Raw genomic sequence first — 15,832 nt, 5'->3', positions numbered from 1 at the left:
CGGGCGGACCGGCCGGCGGTGGCCGGTGCGGGCGGGCCGGCGGGCGCGCGGGCCCCCCGCGCCCGGACCCGGTGGTGTGACCGGTCGCTCCGTCAGGGCTGTTGGCCACCGCCGCAGGTGCCCTCGGCCTTCCGCCCGGTGCGGAAGAAGGTGACCGCCTTCTCGGCGCAGGGCGAGGAGGGCAGGGAGGCGTGCCCGTCGTCCAGGATGGTGAGCAGGGTGCCTCCGGTGGCGTCCCTGGCCTGTTCGGCCCAGGTGTGGGGAGTGACGATCTCGTGGAGGTGGCCGGAGAGCTGGAGCGCGCTGGTGCCGTGCGCGGGCTCGGCGGCCGGCGCGTTCAGCGGCCACTTCGCGCACCAGGGGCTGAACTCCGTCCCTCCCGTCAGGGGATCGGCCGCGCGGCGGGCCTCGCGGGCCGCCCACAGGTCCCCGAACCCCCGGCTCGCGGGGGCGGTGTTGCAGAACATCGCGTTGTACTGGAGCACGTTGAAGCGGCTGCGCGGGCTGCTCAGCCCGAGGGGCCGCACCGGTGCCGCCGCGGCCCGGGGCGCCGGGGGTGTCGGGGGCGTACCGCCGTCGCGCACCGCGACCAGGTTCCTCGCCGCGTCGGGCCACTCCTCCTGGGGGCGGGTGAACTGCTCGACCGCCCAGTACCCGTCCAGGCGCGCCCCGCCGCTGGTGCGCGGCTTCCGCTCCAGCTCACCGCGCAGTTCCCCCAGCCGCCCGCGGGTGGTGGACTCGTCGGCGCCCAGGTGGTACTCGGCGTCGCGCCGGGCCAGCCAGGTGACGAACGGCGCGGCGCTCCCCCGGCCGGACGCCTCCGTTTCGGCGTCCATCGTGGGCCAGTGGCGGGTCGGAGGCATCACCGAGTCCAGCCACATGCGTTCCGTGCGGCGGTCGAACAGGGAGTGGTAGGCCATTCCGATGGCGGTGCCGAAGGAGGCCCCATAGAAGTTGATCTTCTCAGCGCCGAGCGCGGCGCGCAGGCGGTCGATGTCGCGGGCCGCGTTCTCCGGGGTGATCTGCCGTACGAACGCCGGATCGACGGCGGCGCAGCGGTTGTTGAACTCGGCCTGCTGGTCGAAGACGGCCTTCTTGACCTTCTTCTCCGGTGCCGTCGGCGCGGGTTCGGCCATCGGTTTCTCGGCGCAGGTGACGTGCTCGCTGTACCCCGACCCCCGGAGGTCCAGTCCGATGACGTCGTGGTCGGTGTTGAGCGTGGCCAGTCCGCGCCGGGTCATCGACGCGGAGTCGCTGATGTTGGAGAACCCCGGTCCGCCGAGAACGGACACGATGGGCGCCGTCCGCGCTGTCGGCTCGGTGGCCCTGACACGGCTCACCGCGATCGTGACGCTCCGGCCCCCGGGCTTCCGGTAGTCCATCGGTACGCTCAGCTCGGCGCACTCGGTGCGGGTGTCGTTCCTGACCGGCCAGTCCACCGCCGCCGTCGAGCAGAGCCGCCAGTGGAGTCCCGCCCCGGCGGGAGGCCCGCCGTGCCGCGCGGCGGCGAGGCCCGTACTCGCCTGCAACCCGGCCAGCACCACCGCGGCGACGGCCAGGGCGCGACGGCGCGCGACCCCGACGGGGCCGGGTTGCTCACTGCGGTGATCGGTGATCGGTGACACGAGAAGAAGCCTCCGCGCGAGGGGATGGTGGTGGGGAGGTCCACGGCGTGCGCGGACCTCTCCACCGTGGACCGCCCGCGCATCCACCACGCAACGGATACGGTGGCGGCCACCCATCCGTTCTGTATCAGCGGCGCGGCCACGACGGGGTGCCGCCGCCGGCCCGGCCCTCGCGGCCCCGGGGATCAGGGGCCCGGCCCTCGGCGGCCGGCCTCATGGGGCCGGAGGCCGGCCGCCCGGGCATCAGGTGCCGGGCAGCCGGACGGACTGGGCGTGGCGGAAGACGTTCAGGGGGTCGTAGGCCGCCTTCACCGTCTGGAGACGGGGGTAGTTGCCCTTGAAGTAGAGCTCGTGCCACGGCACCTGTGACGTGTTGTGGAGCGGACTGCTCAGATCGACGTCCGGATAGTTGATGTAGCAGCCGTCGGTGACCGCGTTGGGCACCGGAACGCCTCCCGTCGCCGAGTAGACGTCGGCGTAGAACTCCCGTACCCAGCGCACGCACCCCGCCTCCTCGGCCGGGTCGCTCCACCAGATCATCCAGGCCAGCTTGAAGGCCGAATCGCGGTGCGCCGAGGCCGTGGCCGCGGCGGGGACCGTGTTGACCTTGCCGCCGTGGGAGGTGAGCGAGACGCCTCCGGTGGGGTTGCCCAGGTCCGTGCGGGTGAGGTGGTGGTAGAGGGCGGTGAGCTGGGACGCGGGGAACGCGCTGCGCATATAGGACGACTTGAAGTCCCCCTTCAGCGTCGGATCGTTGCCCGTCGCGTTCGCCAGACCTATGTAGCGCGTGGCCTGCATCCAGGGCATCGTGCGCGGCGAGGCCATCTCCGGCATGGCGCTGTACTCACCCATGCGCGTCGTCGCCGCTCCCGGCTGCGTCCCCACACCGGCACCGATCGCGGCGATGAAGTCCGAGAGCAGCTGCGCGGCGTTCGGAACCGTGGCGTCCACCTGGGTGAACAGACCGATCTGGCCGTTGGACTTGTGGCTGAGCGAGAGCGAGGCACAGAGCGCGGAGTTCGGATCGTTCGCCCCGCTGTGCGCCACACTCCACTCGGCGAAGTTCTGTGCCAGCCGCTTGAAGCCGGCCTCGGTCATCCCTGCCCAGGGCCAGGAGACGGCGCTGATCAGCACCTCCGCCGGGGGTTTGGGCAACTGCGCGGCCGGAGCGGTGCCGGTGGCTCCGGGGCTGCGGAACCAGTAGCGGGTGACGATACCGAAGCTGCCGCCGCCGCCTCCGGTGTGGGCCCACCACAGATCCCGGTGCGGGTCGGTGGCCTCGCGGGTGGCCATCACGGTGCGCACGGTGCCGGTGGCGTCCACGGTGACCACCTCCACGGCGTACAGATGGTCGATGACCAGGCCGTGCTTGCGCAGCAGCAGGCCCCAGCCGCCGCCGCTGACGTGGCCGCCCGCCCCGACCTGGAAGCAGGTGCCGGCGGGGATCGTCACCCCCCACCTCAGATAGAGCTGTTCGTAGATGTCGAGGATCTGGGCGCCCGCCTCGACGGAGAAGGCGTTCAGGGCGGGGTCGTAATCCACCTTGTTCATCTCGGACATGTCGACGATCACCTTGATGTCCGGGTGGTGGACGAAGTCCTCCCAGCAGTGTCCACCGCTCCGCACCGTGATGCGCTTGCCCGCGGTGACCGCCTGCTGCACGATCTGCGCCACCTGGTCGGTGTGTCTGACCAGGTAGACCGTGTCGGGAGTGCCGATGTAGCGCTGGTTCCAGCCCCGGACGAGGTCCGGGTAGCGCTGGTCGCCCGGGGTGACCGCCACCGCCGGGTGCACGACCGTCCGCGTGCCCGGGCGCCCGGCCGCCGCCGCGCGCTCCGGAACGGCGGCGGCCAGTCCCGCGCCGGTGATGACCGCGGCGCCGGTGGTCAGCAGCCTGCGCCGTTCGAGTCCACGCTCGTCCTGCCCCATGGATATCCCCTCTCTCACCTGAATGCAGGCGACCTTAGGCGGCACGTGTCCACGCGATCGCTCCGGATCTTGCTCTCTCGGTCACCGGGGCGGAGGAGCGGCCTGGCTCGATCCTTCAGAGGCCACTGCGACAGTGCGGCTACCGGGCTGCCCCGGGCCCGCCCGGCCCCCAGCCCCCCTGCCCCCTGCCCCTTGTCGGTCCGCCGCCCGGCGGTTCGGCGTGACGCGCCCGGAACTCCCGGAGCGGGCCGGCGGCCGGGGAACGGCCACGAGCGACGGAAGCGACGATGCGAGCCGACTTCATGAACGACGACCACGAGAACTGGCGTGCGGTGGTCTGCCGGGTGTGCCGGCTGATGGACGCGTCGGACGCGGTGTCGAGCCTCGACGAGCTGGCGCGCTCGGCGGGCTACAGCCGGTTCCACTTCCACCGGATGTTCAAGGCATTCACCGGGGTCACTCCCCACGAGTACATGGCGGCGGGCCGGGCCCGCCGGGTGCGGGCCGAGCTGCGGCGCGCCGACACCGTGTCCGAGGCGATCTACAACTCGGGGTTCAACTCCAACGGACGCTTCTACGCGGTCTCCGCGGACATCCTCGGAATGACACCGGGGTCGTTCCGCTCCGGTGGGCGCGGGACCGCGATCCACTACGCGGTGGGGACGAGTTCGCTCGGAGCCGTCCTGGTCGCCACCGCCGACCGGGGTGTCTGCGCGGTCCTGATCGGGGACCGCGCCGAGGCACTGCGCTGGCGTCTCGGCGAGCGCTTCCCGCACGCCCGGCTCGTGGGAACCGACCCCGTCCACACCCGCGCGGTGCGCGACGCCCTCAGCCGTGCGGAACCGCCCCGCCTGGGGCGGGAGTTACCGGCCGGGGTCCGCCGGGTGGCCATGGCCCAGCGGATACGGCAGCTGATGCGCCGGGAGGGCACGGACACGGCCACGCTCCGCCGCGCGGGCTGACCCGGCCGGTGGCCGGAGCTGGTGGCCGGGGCCGGGCCGCCCCGCCGGGGCCGGTCGGCCGGACGCGGCCGGGGCGCAGCCGGGGTGCAGCCGGGCCGCCGGGCATCACGCGGGTGATCATTGACTCCGGCGGAGGTCCGCCCTCCCGGCCGGGACCGGTCGGAGGAGCCCGGGCCGGGCACGGGCATAGGGCCGGAGCCGGACCGGAGCCGGGCACGGGCCCGGTGGTCGGGCACTGGCCGGGCACGGGTCGGGTGCCGGGGCTTGACTCCGGCCGAGGTCCGCACCTCCGGCCGGGACCCCTCAGACGGCTCCGGGCCGGGCACGGGCAGATGGCCGGGAGCAGGCCGGGCGCGGGTCCGGGCGCCGAGGCCGGAGCCGGACCGGGGGTCGGAGCCGGCTCCGGCGGAGGTCCGCCCTCCCGGCCGGGACCCCTCGGAGGAGCCCGGGCCGGGCGCGGGCGTAGGGCCGGAGCCGGACCGGGGCCGGACCGGGGCCGGGCGTTGGCCAGGTGTCGGGCACTGACCGGCGCCGTACCCGGCCGGGGGCGAAGCCATACCCAGCCCGGCGGCGCACCGGTCCGGCCGCCCCGGGGGCCTTCCCCGGTCCCCGCACGCGGTCGCCCGGAGCCGCGCGATGATGCCGCACGGGTGCGCCCCGCGCATCACGTTCCTTGCTGTCCCGCGAAGGACATGGGGCCGCTGCCCGCGGACGGGGCCCCGTCCGTGTCCACCGTCCCGGGGGGCCGGCCCGGCCCCAGCGCGGGTCCCGCTCCGTCCTGGAGGGGGTCGGTGAGCAGATTCAGCGAGAGGCCGCAGTGGATGCCGGACGGCTTCTCGACACGGGGATGAGCGGCGAGGAGATCCATGTGGAGCTGCTGGACGCGCGGAGAGGGCGACGTTCCCAGCTCCTCGCGCAGCGTGTGCCGCAGCCGGTGGAAGACCGTCAGGGCATCCGCCTGACGGCCCGACCGGTAGAGGGCGAGCATCAGGCTGGCGGCGAGATCCTCGTCGGTGGTGTGCCGATGGACCAGGGCCGCCAGCTCCCCGAGCAGTTCATGGTGGCGGCCCAGCAGGAGGAAGGCCCGAATCCGGCAGCTGACGGCTCTCAGCCGGTCGCGTTCGATCGCCTCGGCACTGGACCGCAGCAGCGGGCCGGCCGTCACATCGACCAGCAGCGGCCCGTGCCACAGCCCCTCGGCCGCCGACAGCTCCGCCGCTCCCGTGGGGATGTCGCCCCGGAGCGCCGCCTTCCGCGCCGCGCGCAGCCGGTCCCGGTACCGGGCGAGGTCCAGCTCCCCGGGGCGGACCTCCAGGACGTATCCCTGGTCACGGGTGTGGAGCCGCTCGGGGGCGGTGGGGCACACCCGTGGCCGGGCACCCAGAGTCCTGCGTATGTGCATGACGTAGGTGTGCACCGCGGCGACGGCGCTGGACGGCGGGCGACCCTCCCACAGCTCCTCCAGGAACTGCGCGACCGATACGACATGGTTGGCGTTGAGCAGCAGAAGCGCCAGCATCTGCCGCTGTTTGGGCGCGGTGGGCGCTCTGCTGACACCGGCATCGACAGCGCGCAGCGGTCCGAGTACGCCGAACTCCATGAAACCCCCATCACAACATCGGGACCCAACTCCGCGCGGGACGCGGCACGGTCATCGTGATCCCAGTGTCCGGTGACCGCGCCGGGCGGCCCAACGGGTTCCGGCGGTACGCGGGTCCCCGGGGCCCGGAGCGCCGGGCCCCGGCCCCCGGGGCGGCGCCTCGGGGCCGGCCACGCCGCCGGGGAGGCGGCAGCACACGGCAGCACGGGAAAACACGCCGGCCGACCGGCCCGAGAGTTCCCGGCATATCACGCCGGACGATTGACACGTTCAATTCCTGCACATAAAATCCACAGAAACGTTCTCCACCAGTGGGAACCATTACCACAAGCTTTTCCGGCGCGCCGCGAGTTGCTCACCGCACACGGCGCGAGTCATACCACGGGGGATTTCCATGGAAGCAGGAGTTCTGGGAGATTTAGTGCTCCTGGACGGAAGGACGAACCTGCTTCCCAGCGCCCCCAAGCCGCGCCAGCTGCTTGCCTTCCTCCTGCTCAACGCGAACCATATGGTCCGGGCCGAGGACTGCATCAGGGAATTATGGGGCTCGGAGCCGCCCAGGAGCGCGATGTCGACCCTGCAGACCTATGTATTGCAGATCCGTCAGGCGCTGCGCACATCCCGGACGGATCTCAGTGAATCCCTCGTCACCAGAGTCCAGGGTTACCAACTGGGAATCCCGCCGGATGATTTCGACCGCACCCGCTTCGTCGATCTGGCCAAGCAGGGCCGCGGGGAAGCCGCCGCGGGAAACGCCGCCCTCGCCGCCGATCTGTTCACGGAGGCACTCGCCCTCTGGCGCGGACCGGCCCTCTCCGATGTCCGGACCGGGCCGATGAGCACCCCTCACCTCGTGGAGCTGGAGGAGTCCCGGATGGGTGTGCTGGAGCAGCGGATCGAAGCGGAACTGGCGCTGGGCCGGCACCGCGAACTGCTCGCGGAACTCCACTCCCTGTCGATGCTCCACCCGACCCACGAGAACATCCACGCCCAGCTCATGGTGGCGCTCTACCGATCGGGACAGCCGACTCGGGCGGCGGGTGTCTACCGGCGGCTGCGGGGCGTGCTGGGAGACTCGCTCGGCATCGCGCCCGTACCGCGCATGAAACGTCTCCACCAGGCCATCAGGGCGGGCAGCCCCTCCCTCGAAGCCCCGCGGCCGGCCCCCTGGCGCGGCGGGCCGGGCCCGGTCCGCTCCTCCGAACACCACTGACGCCGCCCCGCGCCGGGGCGCGCCCCGGAGGCCGCGCCCGCCGGACCGGAAGCCGGGCGCCGGCCCCCGCCGGCGCCCCGCCGGCCGGTTCCGTTTCGCCGTGCCGGCCCCCGGGGCCGAGGGCGGACGGGCCGGGGGCCACACGGCGGCACGGCCCCGCCCGGCGATCCGTCCCGCATGTCAGCGCCATGATCAGGGCCGCCGCCCCGCGCCCGAGCGGTTCCGCGGCGTTCCCCTGACCCCCGGGTAATGCGCTCGAAGAGATCTTTCCATTTCCATGGTTCGCCTTTTGGCGATCATAAAGGAGAAGCGGCGCGCTTCTGGCCGCACCAGACATCTTCCAGCCACGCGGATTCCCTTCTCTTGACGCCATCCTGACGTGAATGGCACGCTTGCGGACGCCTGGCCGGATGTCGAGTGTGACCCTCATCGCGCAGAGAGGAATTCACGGGGCGCAAAGGATCGACGTCTCGATCACATCACCGATCGAGTGCGCCGGTTCCTGCCCCAACCGAAACAAACGCACCGCATCGCCGCCCGGTTGTTCCAGGGGCGGACAGGAACGACGCCGCCCGCCGGACGCCGGCGAGGGGTGTCACAGGTGATCCCGCGCGGCGCCCACAAGGCATGAGTCGCTGTGGCGCGCCCCGATACGGCCGGCATGCGCATGCCGGGATTTCACAGCTCACTCACGCTCATGCAGCGCACACACTCACCACAGTCCGCGCAGCCGCGCGCGGAATACTTCCGCGACCGCGCATGCGTGTCCGATTCCTGGGGGGAAAGGGTGTCACGTGTCACGGCGAAGAACCACGAGGACCTGGTCGATTTCTATACGCCGGCCGGTCGGGGCGAACCGAACATCTTCGAGATCTGGGAGAACGGCGGGAGCCGCGACGACTCGGTCACCCCGTCGACGTACTGCCCCGGATACCGCGACTGGATAGGCGGACGGCTCACCGCCGAACTGGAGCGCAACGGCGGCGGTCTGCTCAGCCTGGGATGCGGAAACGGCGCCGTCGAGGCCGAGGTGGCGCGGAAGGGCTTCCGCGTCCTGGCCATCGACGCCATGGAGGACGCCGTGGCGCTGGCCGTCAGGAAGGGGCTCGACGCCCACTGTGCCGACATCTACCAGTGGGAGCCGGACGAGCCGTGGTCGGTGATCTACATCGACGGGGTACTGGGCCATCTCCACCATGAACGGGAGGGCCTGACTCCCGTACTGGGACGCATACGGTCCTGGCTGAGACCCCGGAAGGGCTCCCGCTCCGGTCTCGCCTCGCTCATCGCGTCCAACGACGCCCCGAACGACGGTTCCCCGTACCAGAAAGCCCCGAAGGTGAATGGATTCCACTGGCTCTCGGCCGCCTATATGAGCCGGCAGGCGCTGGCATCGGGGTTCGACCACACGGAGACCGATCAGTTCCGCTATCAGCGCCCCGTGTCCGGAGAGCGGATCAGGGCCGTCATGAACGGATACGTGCGACGTTGAGCGGGGATACCGGCGGCGGGCCGGACGACGGGGCGAGGAACGGCGCGGAGCTGCTCGTCGACGCCCTGATGGAGCACGGTGTGGACACGGTGTTCGGTTTTCCGGGAGACACCAGCATCGCCCTCTACGACGTGCTGTCGCGCCGGAGGGACCGCGTTCGCCACGTCCTGGCGCGGGACGAACGGCACACGGGTTTCATGGCCGACGCCTATACGCGCACCACGCGGCGCATCGGTGTCTGCGAGGCGTCCAGCGGCGCGGGCGCGGTCTATCTGGCCGGAGGAATGGCCGAGGCGTTCGCTTCCAGTATTCCGCTGCTGGCCATCACCACGGACAACAGCCGCCGCAGTCACGGCACCGCGGCCATCAGCGAGATCGACCAGCCGCGGCTGTTCGCCGCCTGTACGAAGTGGCGCCGGAGCGCGGAGCGGACGGCGGACATCCCCGCCCTGGTGGACGAGGCCATCGCCGCCGCGACCCGGGGGCGGCCCGGACCGGTCGTGCTGATCCTGCCCGAGGACGTCCTGGAGGGAACCGGGGAACCGGCGCCACGGGGGACGGCCCCGGGGCCCGCCGCTCCCGCCGGGGTCCGCACCGCCGCCGTGCCGGGCCTGCGTCTCCCGGCACCGCCGGGCCCGGTGAGCCGGGCCGCGGCATGGCTCGCGGCGGCCGAGCGGCCCGTCGTCGTGGCGGGCGGCGGAGCCCATCTCTCGGACGCCGGGGGCGAGTTGGTCCGGCTCGCCGAGCACGCCGCCGTCCCCGTCGCCACCTCCATCCACGGCAAGGGGGTCATCGACGAGGCGCACCCGTTCGCCCTGGGGGTGGTGGGGGGCAACGGCGCCCGCGACTACGCGAACGCCCGGGTGGCGGAGAGCGACCTGGTGCTGTTCGTCGGCACCCGGGCCAACGCCACGGACACCCTGGGCTTCACCGCACCCGCCCGCGACCGCGCGCGTGTCCTGCACATCGAGACCGACGAGGAACGCGCGGGGCGGAACTACCCGGGCGGGGTCGCCCTCGTCGGCGACGCGAGGACCGTCCTCGGGCAGCTCCGGCGGGAGGTGCCGGCGGCGCCCGGGCCGCTGCGCTCGGCGCGGGCCGCCGGACTGGCGGAGGTACGCCGGGAGTGGGCCCGCGCCGAGCGGCCCGCGCCGGCCCTGCCGGCCGGGGTCCTGCACCCCCGGGACATCGTGCGGGCGCTGGCCGGCGCCTTCGGACGGGACACCTGGGTCGTGGGCGACGCCGGGACCCCGACCCCCTATCTGTCGTGCTACTGGCAGGCCCCCGGCGACGGGTGGCGGGTGGTCATCCCCCGGGGTCACGGTCCGATGGGCTTCGCCGTCCCCGCGTCGGTCGGCATCGCCGTCGCCCACCCCGGCGAGCGGGTCCTCTGTCTGACGACGGAGAACAGCGTCGCCATGGCGGTGGGCGAGTGGGAGACCGCCAAGCGGCTCTCTCTGCCCGTCACCTATGTGGTGCTGGACAACACCTCGATGGCGTGGATCAAGATGATCCAGCATCTCTACGCGGGCGGGCGGTACTTCGCCGTGGACCCCGGGCCGATCGACCCCGTCCTGCTCGCACGCGGGATGGGGCTGGACGGCGCGCGCGCCCGCACGCGGGAGGAGTTCGCCGGACTGGCCGCCGGGGCGGCGGGCCGTGACGGCCCCTCGGTCATCCACGCCGCCGTGCCCGAGCACATGGACGCGCCGCCGCCCGTTCCGGTCTGGCAGGCCGCCCTGGACGGCGAATCGGCGGTCCGGCCCATCCACTGACCCCGCTTCCCGCCCGGCGGCGAGCACCGGCGGCGGGCACCGGCGGCGGAGCGACGAACAGGAGAGGTGCGCCCACATGACGACCAGCACGGGGATCTGGCTGCGCCGCGAGAGTGGCGTGACCGAGCAGCGGACCCCGCTCGTCCCCGGGGACGCGGCCGAACTCGTCGCGGCGGGCACCCGGGTGACCGTGGAGGAGTCCGGCAACCGGGTCTTCCCGGCCGCCGCGTACGAGGCGGCGGGCTGCCGTGTGGTGCCCGCCGACACCTGGCCGGACGCGCCGCCGGACGATATCGTCCTCGGGCTGAAGGAGCCCTCGCCGGCGTCCTTCGCGCTCTCCCACCGCCATGTCTTCTTCGGCCACGCCTACAAGGGCCAGGACGGCGGCCCGGCGCTGCTGCGGCGGTTCGCCGCCGGCCGGGGCACCCTCCTCGATCTGGAGTATCTGACCGACGCGACGGGCCGGCGGGTGGTCGCCTTCGGCTACTGGGCCGGATACGCGGGCGCCGCGCTCGCCGTGCTCCACCACCGCGGCCTGCTCGCCGCCCCGCTCGCCTCCTGGACCCGGCCGGAGCTGGACGGGCGGCTGCGCGGCCGTGCCACCGGGGCGACGAGGGCCCTGGTCGTCGGGGCGCTCGGGAGATCCGGCCGGGGCGCCCGCGAGGCGCTGGCCGTGGCCGGTGTGGCCGCCACCGCGTGGGATGTCGCCGAGACCCGCGACCTGGACCGGGAGGCCCTGCTCGGTCACGACCTCCTCGTCAACGCCGTCCTCGCCTCGGAACCGGGGACACCGTTTCTGACCGGGGCCGACTTCGGGCACCCCGGGCGCAGGCTTTCGGTGGTCTCCGATGTCAGCTGCGATGTGACCTCGGCGTGCAACCGGCTGCCCGTCTACCGGCGGGTGACCGACTGGGCCGAGCCGGTCCGCCGGCTGGCCGCCGCCCCGCCGCTGGACCTGATCGCCATCGACAACCTGCCCTCCCTGCTGCCCAGGGAGTCGAGTGCGGCGTTCTCCCGCGATCTGCTGCCGCGGGTGACCGACCTCCTGGCCGGGCGGGGCGCGGTCTGGGGCCGCTGCGAACAGCACTTCCACCACGCCCTCCGCACGATGACGAGCGACAAGTGAGGATCGGCCCATGGCTGAGTTGACCACCCCGACGGGACGCGTTCACTGGATCGGGACCGGGCTGTCCACCGGAAGCGGCCTGGGTCTCGTGTGCGAGAGCGCGCCGACCGTGCTGTGGGGCCGCACCGTCGCGAAGGCCGAGGACTGCCTGGCGCGGCTCGGGCTCACGGGCAGGGCCACGGCGCGCGCGTACGACCTCGGGGCGCTCGCCGGGCGGCTCGCCGCCGGTGACGTCGTGGTGTCGATGCTCCCGGCGACCGAGCACCCCGCCCTGGCGGAGCTGGCCCTGGAGCGCCGCGCGCACTTCGTGTGCTCCAGCTACACCAGCCCGGCGATCGCGGCGCTCGCCCCCGCCGCCGGCGCGAGCGGCTCGGTCCTGCTCACGGAGATCGGGCTCGACCCGGGCATCGATCACCTCCTCGCCCACCAACTGGTCGGGACGGCGCGGCGGCTGACCGGCGAGGAGCCGGCCACGGTGGACTTCACCTCGTACTGCGGCAGCAACCCGGCGGTGCCCAACGACTTCCGCTACCGCTTCAGCTGGGCGCCGCGCGGCGTGCTCACCGCGCTGCTGACACCCGCCCGGCTGATCGGCGGCGGTGCCGAGAGAAGCGTCCCCCGCCCCTGGGAGGCCGTCACTTCGGAACGGGTCGGCGGGGAGACCTTCGAGGTGTACCCCAACCGGGACAGCCTCCCCTTCGTCGGTGTGTACGGCATCCCCCCGGCCTGGAGGCTGGAGACCTTCGTCCGCGGGACCCTGCGTCTCGACGGCTGGAGCGACGCCTGGAAGCCGGTCTTCGCGCGGCTGGCGGACGCCACCGACACCCAGATCACCGAACTCGCCCGGGAACTGGCGGCGGACCATCCCACCACGGCGGCCGATCACGACCGGGTGGTGATGTCCGTCCGGCTCCGGGTGCGGGGACAGGCGGGCGGGACCTGGTCCGGGGAGTACGTCCTCGACGCGACCGGCGATGCGGCGGAGAGCGCCACCACCCGTCTGGTCTCCACCCCGCTGGCCTGCGGCGTCCTCGATGTGGCCGCGGGCGGGCTGGAGCCCGGGCTGCACCGGGCGACCGACGATCCGCAGCGGGTGGAGCGGTGGCTGGAGTTCCTCCGGCGGCACGCGGTCACCATCGCGTACCACGAGAGCGGTGCGGCGTGAGGCCGCCGGGCGCCCGCCGGGGCGCCGCGCGGCGGGGCCGGCCGTGCGCCCGGTCCGGCGCGGCGGGCGCACCCGCCCGTGGCCGGGTGGCGGCCGGGGAGGGCGCGGCGACCGGCCGCGAGCGGAGGCACACCGGGGGGACGGCGCCGTGAACGTGAAGGCGGTGTCCGCCTCGGCGGTGACCGACCTCCGCCGGGGCATCATCCCGCTGGTCGGCTACGCGGTGCTCACCGCGGCGATGGACGTGTACGCGGGCAACCGCTTCGAGGTGATCAACCCGGCCAGTATCGCCGCGGTCTCCTTCACCCTCACCATGGTCTTCTTCGCCGGTCTCGACTGGCAGCGGCACGGCCTCCCCCGGCGCGCCACCCTGCTGGCCCACCGCGGCGATCTCGTGGCCATCAACATCACGACGGCCCTGACCTGGATGTCGACGTTCTACGCGCTCTGGTACCTGGAACCCGCCATCGTCAATGTCATCGGCCTCGCCCTCGGTCCGATGATCATGACGCTCACGGGTCCCCTGCTGCGCCGCCACAGTACGGTCATGGCCACCGAGGTCGTGGTGTCGGTGGCCATCGGGGTCCTGCTCGCGGCCCTGATGTGGACATCGTTCAGCGGGCGCAGCGGACTGGGCGACGTGCCCACCCGGGACGCCGTGCTCGGCCTGGTCTTCTCCTTCACCTGCGCCGTGGGCTCGGCCGTCAACATCATCTACATGAAGCGGCTCCATGACGCGGGCTGCGCCGCCGACACCGTGCTGGCCACCAGGTTCGTCCTGATGAGCGCCGTCGCCTGGGTCCTGGTGGCGCTGGAGGACCAGCCCGGGCTGGCGGCGGCGCTGCTGCCCGGGGCCATTGTCGCGGTCATCGGTGTCGGTCTGCCGATCTATGTCCTCCAGGTCGGCATCCGGTACACCGAGCCCATCACCACCTCCCTGCTGATCTCCCTCTCGCCGCTCTTCGCCTTCGCGATGCAGCTCGCCGACGGCCGGCTGCGCTTCTCCCTGTACACCCTCACCGGTGTGGTGGGCGTGGTCGTCCTCGTCGCCGTGGGCGTGGTGGCCCGGCGCGGCACGGCCGCCGCGTCCGCCCCTCCCGGCACCGCCGACCGGTCGGCGCCGCCGCACGAACACCGGACCGACGACGAGCGCGGAGGCGCGACCCCATGACCACAGCCATCGTCGACGCCTACGGCGCGGGCCGGCTGCTGCCGGACGCCCTGAGGCTGCGCGGCCTGGACGCCGTCCATGTCCGGTCGCCGTTCCCCGACACCCGTCTCACCTACCGGCCCGAGGACTTCGCGGTCGATCTCCGGCACACCGGTGACCTGGCCGGCACCGTGCGGCGGCTGCGCTCCCTCGGGGTGGACTCGGTGGTCGCCGCCGCCGAGTCCGGTGTCCTCCTCGCCGATGAACTCTGCGCCGCGCTCGGGGTCCCCGGCAACGACCCCCGGCGCAGCCTCGCCCGGCGCGACAAGTACGCCATGCAGCGGGCCGTCGCGGCCGAGGGCCTGGCGGCGGCGGGGGGCTGCCGCTCGGCGTCGCTGGACGAGATCACCGCGTGGGTCTCGGGCCGGGGACAGTGGCCCGTCGTGCTCAAGCCGGTGCTGAGCGCGGGCGCCGACAATGTGTTCATCTGCCGTACCACCGGGGAGGTGGCCGCCGCGCACACGGCGATCATGACCTCGGTCGACCGGTACGGGCAGCGCAACACCGTCGCGCTCGCCCAGCAGTTCCTGCCCGGGACCGAGCACTACGTCAACACCGTCAGCCGTGACGGTCTGCACCGCACGGTGGAGGTGTGGTGCTACCGCAAGCGGTCGGTGGACGGCCGGTCCGTGTACGACTACGAGGATCTCCTCGGCCCGGACGAACCGGGGGTCCGCGAGATCACAGGGTATGTCCGGTCGGTGCTCGACGCCCTGGGCATCCGCAACGGCGCCGCCCACACCGAGGTGATGCTCACCGGGAGCGGCCCGGTCCTGATCGAGTGCGGGGCGCGGCTGGGCGGCGGCCAGATGCCGGAGCTGCTGACCCGGTGCGTGGGAGCCGACCAGGTGAGCTGTCTGGCCTACTCGATCGCCTCCCCGGAGAGTTTCGCCGCCGAGGCCGATGTGTCCTACCAGCTCAAGAACCGGCTGCGGTGCGTGAACCTCATCCTGCCCCGGGCGGGCACGGTGCCGGGCGATGAGGGCTGGGACCGCATCCGGCGGCTGCCGTCCTTCGCGCATCTGGTGGTGAACCACCCGGCGGGCAGCGCCCTCTCGCGGACCGTCGACATGGCGACCTGCCCGGGCACGGTCTATCTCACGACGGCGGACCAGGCGGTCCTGGAGGCCGACTACCGCGCCCTGCGCGAGCTGGAGCTCGACGGCCTCTACGACGGCTGAGGGAGCGGCGGCCGGTTCGAGCGGGGCCGGCCGGCGCCGGTGGGGCGGGGGTCCGTCAGCCGGGCGGGCCTCCGGTGCCCTCGACGAAGAGAATCCGGCGGCCGCTGATGCCGGGCCGGGCCGCGCGCGCCCGGGCGTACTCCGGCGAGGCGTACCAGTCCTTCGCCTCTCGCAGACCGGGGAACTCGATGATCACCATGCGGTTCGCCCCGGGCCAGTCGCCCTCCGGGGCCTCCGGCAGCGCGCCGCGCGCGAGATACCGGCCGCCGTACCGGGCGACGGATTCCCGGGCCAGCTCCCGGTACCTGCGGACCTCCGGTGTGTCCAGATGGGGGGCCTCGGCTATCACATAGGCGGTCACGCCGCCATGATGACATGGCGTCAGACCACCGCGCGCGGGTCGTCGCCGGGCGGCACCGCGCGGTGCCGGGGCACGCGAGCCCGGGCGGTGCCGGGGCTCGCGAGCCCGGGCGGTGCCGGGGCACGCCAACCCCGCACCATCCCGGAGAGTCGGCCTACGCGACCATGGGGCCCCGGCGCCTGCCGATGTAGAC

Annotated in this window: 12 protein-coding genes; 8 read left to right on the top strand and 4 right to left on the bottom strand. The window is 73.3% G+C overall.

The annotated features are described in order from the left end of the window. Window positions 1-92: 92 nt before the first annotated feature. Together ABT122_RS31115 and ABT122_RS31110 are read right to left on the bottom strand one after the other, a co-directional pair. Window positions 93-1,625, bottom strand: coding sequence for an alpha/beta fold hydrolase (locus tag ABT122_RS31115; protein WP_351559087.1), 1,533 nt, complete (start codon window positions 1,623-1,625; stop codon window positions 93-95). 243 nt (window positions 1,626-1,868) lie between these two features. After that, window positions 1,869-3,554: an FAD-binding oxidoreductase gene (locus ABT122_RS31110; protein ID WP_351559085.1), complete on the bottom strand. Its 1,686-nt coding sequence runs from the start codon at window positions 3,552-3,554 to the stop codon at window positions 1,869-1,871. A gap of 287 nt (window positions 3,555-3,841) precedes the next feature. Here ABT122_RS31110 and ABT122_RS31105 point away from each other — a divergent pair, with 287 nt between their 5' ends. Next, a complete protein-coding gene (locus tag ABT122_RS31105; RefSeq protein WP_351559083.1) occupies window positions 3,842-4,516 on the top strand; it encodes a helix-turn-helix domain-containing protein in 675 nt (224 codons plus the stop codon). Between the two features lie 664 nt (window positions 4,517-5,180). Here the strand turns inward: ABT122_RS31105 and ABT122_RS31100 are convergent. After that, on the bottom strand, window positions 5,181-6,116 hold the full coding sequence (locus tag ABT122_RS31100; protein ID WP_351559081.1) for an AfsR/SARP family transcriptional regulator: 936 nt from the start codon (window positions 6,114-6,116) through the stop codon (window positions 5,181-5,183). Between the two features lie 394 nt (window positions 6,117-6,510). Here ABT122_RS31100 and ABT122_RS31095 point away from each other — a divergent pair, with 394 nt between their 5' ends. The 7 genes from ABT122_RS31095 to ABT122_RS31065 all read left to right on the top strand — a co-directional run bounded on the left by ABT122_RS31095 (window position 6,511) and on the right by ABT122_RS31065 (window position 15,278). Next, entirely contained in the window at window positions 6,511-7,329 is an 819-nt protein-coding gene (locus ABT122_RS31095) for an AfsR/SARP family transcriptional regulator (protein WP_351559079.1), read from the top strand. Window positions 7,330-8,116: 787 nt separating this feature from the next. After that, window positions 8,117-8,821, top strand: a complete 705-nt coding sequence (locus ABT122_RS31090; RefSeq protein ID WP_351559077.1) for a class I SAM-dependent methyltransferase — start codon at window positions 8,117-8,119, stop codon at window positions 8,819-8,821. After that, entirely contained in the window at window positions 8,818-10,596 is a 1,779-nt protein-coding gene (locus ABT122_RS31085; RefSeq protein WP_351559075.1) for a thiamine pyrophosphate-binding protein, read from the top strand. Before ABT122_RS31090 ends, ABT122_RS31085 begins: the two co-directional genes overlap by 4 nt. Before the next feature lie 76 nt (window positions 10,597-10,672). Further along, window positions 10,673-11,722 (top strand): saccharopine dehydrogenase, encoded by a 1,050-nt coding sequence (locus tag ABT122_RS31080; protein ID WP_351559073.1) that lies wholly within the window; start codon window positions 10,673-10,675, stop codon window positions 11,720-11,722. 10 nt (window positions 11,723-11,732) lie between these two features. Further along, the gene (locus ABT122_RS31075) at window positions 11,733-12,887 is read left to right on the top strand and encodes a saccharopine dehydrogenase C-terminal domain-containing protein (RefSeq protein ID WP_351559071.1); all 1,155 of its coding nucleotides are present in this window, start codon (window positions 11,733-11,735) and stop codon (window positions 12,885-12,887) included. 148 nt (window positions 12,888-13,035) lie between these two features. Continuing rightward, window positions 13,036-14,058 (top strand): EamA family transporter, encoded by a 1,023-nt coding sequence (locus tag ABT122_RS31070; protein WP_351559069.1) that lies wholly within the window; start codon window positions 13,036-13,038, stop codon window positions 14,056-14,058. Continuing rightward, entirely contained in the window at window positions 14,055-15,278 is a 1,224-nt protein-coding gene (locus ABT122_RS31065) for an ATP-grasp domain-containing protein (RefSeq protein WP_351559067.1), read from the top strand. Before ABT122_RS31070 ends, ABT122_RS31065 begins: the two co-directional genes overlap by 4 nt. Window positions 15,279-15,333: 55 nt before the next feature. Here ABT122_RS31065 and ABT122_RS31060 read toward each other — a convergent pair whose 3' ends face one another. Beyond that, the gene (locus ABT122_RS31060) at window positions 15,334-15,639 is read right to left on the bottom strand and encodes a DUF1330 domain-containing protein (protein WP_351559065.1); all 306 of its coding nucleotides are present in this window, start codon (window positions 15,637-15,639) and stop codon (window positions 15,334-15,336) included. Window positions 15,640-15,832: the final 193 nt, after the last annotated feature.

Source organism: Streptomyces sp. NPDC001985, assembly GCF_040296845.1.
Lineage (GTDB): Bacteria > Actinomycetota > Actinomycetes > Streptomycetales > Streptomycetaceae > Streptomyces.
The sequence above is the reverse complement of the archived record's forward strand: the minus strand, read 5'-3'. Positions and strand labels throughout refer to the sequence as shown.